We start from the raw sequence: 5441 nt of genomic DNA, 5'->3' as shown, positions 1-5441 counted from the left end.
CGGCGCCGGGGGGGGCCCCCCCGGCCGCCGCGGGTGCGGCCCGGAGTGCGCACGACTTGTCCGGGTGCGGGCGCCGTCCCCTTCCTATCCTGATCCGCGGGTTCGAGTGGTACGCCGATCAGTGAGCGCGGGAGACGCCTTGCCAAGGTCTGATGACGTGAGCCCACGCCGGGTGGGTCTGGTGGGTGTCCTGGCGATCGTCCTGGTCGCCGGCGCCGCGGTGGCGGCGAACCGCGCCCTGAAGGACTGCCTGCCGGTGACGCTGCAGTTGTCCTCGTCGACCGAGAAGGCGTCCGGAAATCCGGACGCGCCGAAGGCGATGGACCTGGTCGTGAAGGACTACAACGACGCCCACCGGGAATTCGGCCTGGGCGGCGAGAAGGGCTGCGCGACGGTACGGCTGTCGTCGGTGAGCTCGGGCACCGCCGAACGGGGACTCTCCTCCTCCGACTGGACGACGGTCACCGGCGAGCAGTTCAAGCCGCACGTGTGGCTGCCGACGTCGTCGGCGTGGGTGTCGCTGTGGCAGTACGAGAAGCCGGACACGGCGCCGGAAGGGGACGATTTCGAGTCGCTGGCGCAGAGCCCGCTCGTGCTGGCCATGCCCAGGGAGAAGGCGGAACGCTTCAAGGCGGGTCTCGCCGACGCCGGGCTGAACTTCAACTGGTCCGTCCTGGGGCAGCTGCTCGAGGACGGCAAGCCGCTGCAGTGGGGCCGGCCGGGACTGTTGAGCCACGGCCTGCCCCAGTGGAAGGGCTTCTCGCTGCGCAAGGACGATCCGGTCGAGTCGACGTCCGGGCTGTTCGCGCTGATCGCGGTGTCGAAGGCCGCCACCAACGCGCGGGTCAAGGAGGCGGAGCTTCCCGAATATCTGCGGCGCATCGAGCGGCTGGTGCCCAACGACATCGACCCGGACGGTACGCAGATGATGCGGGACCTGCGTTACGAGTCCCGCTGCGGCCTGCCGGACTGGGGCGGCCGGGCCAGTGCCGTGATCGTCCAGGAGTCCCTGATGTACCAGTACGACGCCAACAGCCTGGGCGGCGAGCCGAAGAACTCCACTCCGTGCCCGTCCGGCAGCAGCGGCGCCGACGCGCCCGACGACCTGGTGCCGATCTACTCGACCACCAACTGGGTGATGGACCACCCGTTCGTTCCCCTGCCGGGTCTCACCGCGGCGCAGCGGGCCGCGGCCGACGACTTCCTGGCGTTCCTGAGTACGCCGGGCGCCCAGGAGCGGCTGGCGAACTCGGGGCTGCGCGACAGGAACGGCAGGAGGTTCCCGAAGCTGGGGCTGACCGAACTGAACGAGCGGATGGGCGACGCGGGGGTGGTGCTGCCGGAGTCGGTGACCGCGCCGCCGGGCCTGGCCGTTCAGGGCAGGGAGATCGCGGCGATCCGGGACCGGTGGCTGGCGAGCCGCAAGCCGGTGCACCTGATGGTCCTGATCGACGAGTCCGGCACGATGGCCGAGGACGGCTCGGTCGCGGGGCGGGACCGGATAGCCGAGGTCCGCAGCGCGCTGCAGCGGGCGCAGGCCTGGCTGGGCAGGAACGACGAGTTCACGATCGTGGGATTCGCCGCGAAATCCAGGAAGCACGGCGGCACGAAGGGGCCCGACGAGCGGGAGTTGTGCAGGAACGTCTGCGCCGATCCGGTCCGGTGGGAGGACTTCGAGCAGAACCGCTTCGAGTCGGCGGTCGGCAACCTGAAGGTCCGCACGGCGGACAACGACACCCCGCTGTTTCAGGCGATCATGGGCGCGCAGCAGCAGGTGGCCCGGCGCAAGGCGGCGGCCGGCCGGGCCGGGGCCGACGACATCTACGCCGTGGTGGTCATGACCGACGGCGTGGACGACTACTGGGGCCAGTCCGCGGACGACGTGCTGGACAATCCGCGCGAGGACATCCGGTCGATCCCCGTCTACCCGGTGTGCTTCGGCATCACCGCCGACGAGGCCGAGCCACTCGACCGGATCCTGAAGGCGACCACCGGCCTGGACAGCCTCTCGGTCGGCGTCGCGGGCACGAAGGGTTCGCTCTCCGGCGCCTTCGTCAGCGCCTTCGCCAACGCGATCCGTGCGTCCTATTAGAAGGGCGGGCCCGGCCTACTCGGCCGGGCGCAACCGCAGATAGGTGCCGGCCGCCAGGTAGGCCAGATAGCAGCCCAGGCCGATCGGCGCCGCGACCGTCAGCGCGGCCGGCACCGGGTCGCCGAGCGCCCAGCTCACCGTGCCCAGCGCCAGCGCGGCCGCCGCGGCGCTGAACGGGCCGACCGGATCGCCGAGGGTCCGCCACAACGGCTGCCATCTCGCGAGGGCCCGGGACCGCCCACGGATCATCCACACGTCGCCGTCCGCGGCTCCCCAGACATCCGAACTCGGCATCATGCGTACGACCTCGTGCGCGGGGAGCATCTTGCGGTGCTGGCTGTCGACGTACCGGGCCAGTTCCCAGACCGAGATCCAGCCGTCGCCGTTGCGGTCGGCCCGAATCGACCTCATGCCCTCGATGAGCATCGCGGTGTAGGGGCTGCCGTCGTCGCCGTCCCGGGCCGGCTGGCCGTCGCCCGCCGCGAACAGGAAGTACAGGCCCCGGCCCTGCTCCGGCGGCAACGCCCCGACGAGCCCCTTGTCGGCGCGGGTCAGGTCGATCATCGGGTTGGGCCGCGCCGCGCCCGCGCCCTCGGTCCGCGGAAAGTCCCGGGTCACGGAGTCGAAGAAGCCGTGCCAGCCCTTGGTACGCCCGCCCGCGCCGGCCGCCACCGCCGCCGCGGCGTTGCAGCAGTCCAGGATCCAGATCTTCGCCCGCGCCTCGGAGCGCTCCAGCAGGGCGCGGATGTCGGCGGCGCGAAGCGCGGTGCCGGCCGGACTCCGCGGGTCGGTGTCGCTCGCCGCGAGCCACAGATCTTTGCCGGGCTTGGCCGCGTCGCTGGGCCCCGCGGCCTTGAAGCCGTGGCCGGAGAAGTAGACCAGCGCGGTCTCCTGCTCGTCGAAGCTGTACAGAAACGCCTCGATCTTGCTGAGCAGTTCCTTGGCGGGCCGGTCGATCAGCAGGAGGTCCACCTTGAAGCCGCCCAGCTTCTGCAGCGTGCTGCTCATCGCCGCGGCGTCGAAGACCGGACCCATGAGGTCCCGGATGCCGGGGTTGTCGTGCCGGCCGGTGGCGATGATCAGGGCCCGCCGGCCGGGCATCTCCGGATCAGTCATCGCTGGCGTTGTCGTGCCGGGGTTCGCCCGTGCCACCGGCGTCGGCGATCAATTGCGAGAGGTTGTCGGGTGGATTGTTGGCGTCGATCTTTATCGTGCTGCCATCCGGGCGCGTCGCGGTTATCGTGATCCTCTTGCTTTTGTTTCGCACCCATTCGCCGGCTATCTTGACCAGGCCGGAGGCCGCCGCCGCGCTGACGATGTAGACGAGGGCGGCCGGTGCCGCATCGCCGGCCCCCGCGACCATCTCGACGACGTTCTTGTCCCCCGCCCCGGCGGCCGGGGCTGCCAGTTCATCGGCGAGTTCGCCGTCGAAGCCGATCTGCGCCAGGTGCCAGCGCAGCTTCGCCAGCGACGAACCGGGACCGGCGTGACTCTCGTCCGGCAGGCTCAACGACACGGTCGCGCACGGATCCGGATCCGGAAATGAATTGGTCATGGATAACTCTCGCCTTTCTCGGCATTCAATGTGCAAGGTTATCCAACCCGTCGTGCGCGACCATTCCCTCCCGCCCTTTCGGGTACGGCCGAGTGGGTTCAAATCAATGACCGAACGCCCGCGACGGCGCGGGCCGGCTACCGCCCGGAGGGTGCGATCAGGATCCGGGCGGCCTCGCAGGCCCGGGCGGCGATGTCGTCGACGGTGCTGGACCTGCGGGCGAAGAAGCGGTCCGCGTAGAGCGAGGTGTAGCCGTGCGCGACGGCGAGGGTCGCCTCGACCAGCAGGACGGCCGCCTCGTAGGAACGGGGGCCGGTCGCCGAGGCCAGGTCGAGCAGCGTGGTCATCAGCGCGCGGGTCTGCTCACGACGGCCATCGTCCTGAAGGTCGTAGAGCTCGGCGGCGTAGACGACGTGGATGCCGGCGCCGGTGCGGGCGACGTAGCGGACGTAGGCGCCGGACGCCGCGGCCAGGCGGTCGGCCGGGTCCGGGCCCGCCGCGTCGGCGGCGTCGGCGATCGCGACGCGCAGGTCGCGGGCGGCGATGGCCGAGACCGCCCCGAGCAGGCGGGCGCGGTCCGGAAAGTGCCGGTACGGCGCGGCCGAGCTGACACCCAGCCGGCGCGCGACCGCGGCGACCGAGAAGCGCTCGAGGCCCTGCTCGGCGAGCAGGAGGAAGCTGGTCTCGATCAGCGCCGCGCGGAGGTCGCCGTGGTGGTAACGCCGGTTCTCCGACATCCCGCCTCCCCGCTTGCCGCCGTGTAAGTTAGCTCTTACATTAGCAATTGATAGCCCACTTACACGGCGGAGGCACCGTGACCATCCGGCTCGGGTACCAGATTCCGAACTTCACCTACCCCGGCGTCGGCGTCGAGGATCTGTTCGACACCGTCGCCGCCCAGGCCCGGGAGGCCGAGGCCGTCGGCTTCGACACCGTCCTGGTGATGGACCACTTCTATCAACTGCCGGGCATCGGCGCGCCGGAGAACGCGATGCTCGAGGCCTACACGACGCTCGGCGCGCTCGCGTCTGTCACGTCGACGATCCAGCTGTCCGCGCTGGTCACCGGGAACACGTACCGAAACCCCGCCATGCTGGCGAAGACGGTGACCACCCTCGACGTGGTCTCCAAGGGCAGGGCGATCCTCGGCATCGGCGCCGGCTGGTTCGAGCGGGAGCACCACGACTACGGCTTCGAGTTCGGCACCTTCGGGCAGCGCTTCGAGCGGCTCGAGGAGGCGCTGAGCATCATCACGCCGATGCTCAAGGGCGAGCAGGCGACGCTCGACGGCAAGTGGTACACCGCGCGCGGCGCCATGAACAATCCGCGGCTGCGGCCGACCATCCCGGTCATGCTGGGCGGCAGCGGCGAGCAGAAGACGTTCCGGCTCGCCGCCCGCTTCGCCGACCACATGAACATCATCTGCGACGTCGCGGACCTGCCGCACAAGGTCGCCGTGCTGCGGCAGCGCTGCGAGGAGATCGGCCGGGACCCCGCCACGCTCGCGACCAGCTACCTGAGCATGGGCCTCGTCGGCGAGACGGAGCAGGAAGTGAAGGAGTTCGGCGAGTCCGTGCCCGAGGACCGCCGCAACCGGGTCTTCCTCGGCACGCCGGAGCAGGTCGCCGAGCAGTTGCACGAGCAGGTGCTGGGCGCCGGGATCGACGGGATCACCATCAACCTGATCCGCAACGGCCACCGCCCCGGCTTCGTCACCCAGGTCGGCGCCGCGCTCAAGCCCCTCGTCGCCGCCGCGTAGACACCCGCCGCGGCCGGACCGGCTCGCCTCGTCCG

The 5441-nt window shown here is 70.7% G+C and carries 5 protein-coding genes; 2 read left to right on the top strand and 3 right to left on the bottom strand.

The window, feature by feature from the left end:
* The first annotated feature begins 157 nt into the window (after positions 1-157).
* The gene (locus AB0F10_RS43905) at positions 158-2092 is read left to right on the top strand and encodes a substrate-binding domain-containing protein (RefSeq protein WP_360640160.1); all 1935 of its coding nucleotides are present in this window, start codon (positions 158-160) and stop codon (positions 2090-2092) included.
* 15 nt (positions 2093-2107) lie between these two features.
* On the opposite strand, the gene AB0F10_RS43900 is transcribed toward AB0F10_RS43905, so the two are convergent.
* The 3 genes from AB0F10_RS43900 to AB0F10_RS43890 form a co-directional block, all read right to left on the bottom strand.
* Positions 2108-3208 carry a caspase family protein gene (locus AB0F10_RS43900; protein WP_360640158.1) on the bottom strand — a complete coding sequence of 367 codons (1101 nt, stop codon included), beginning with the start codon at positions 3206-3208 and terminating at the stop codon, positions 2108-2110.
* Complete coding sequence (locus tag AB0F10_RS43895) at positions 3201-3647, bottom strand: hypothetical protein (RefSeq protein WP_360640155.1); 447 nt, start codon at positions 3645-3647, stop codon at positions 3201-3203. The genes AB0F10_RS43900 and AB0F10_RS43895 overlap by 8 nt, the downstream gene beginning before the upstream one ends.
* Before the next feature lie 137 nt (positions 3648-3784).
* Positions 3785-4384: a helix-turn-helix domain-containing protein gene (locus tag AB0F10_RS43890; protein ID WP_360640152.1), complete on the bottom strand. Its 600-nt coding sequence runs from the start codon at positions 4382-4384 to the stop codon at positions 3785-3787.
* A 77-nt stretch (positions 4385-4461) separates the two neighbouring features.
* On the opposite strand from AB0F10_RS43890, the gene AB0F10_RS43885 reads away from it, so the two are divergent.
* Entirely contained in the window at positions 4462-5406 is a 945-nt protein-coding gene (locus AB0F10_RS43885; RefSeq protein ID WP_360640150.1) for an LLM class F420-dependent oxidoreductase, read from the top strand.
* Positions 5407-5441 lie beyond the last annotated feature (35 nt).

The organism is Actinoplanes sp. NPDC026623, from assembly GCF_040638275.1.
In the GTDB taxonomy this organism is placed as follows: domain Bacteria; phylum Actinomycetota; class Actinomycetes; order Mycobacteriales; family Micromonosporaceae; genus Actinoplanes.
This window is presented reverse-complemented; position numbering and strand designations above follow the sequence as displayed.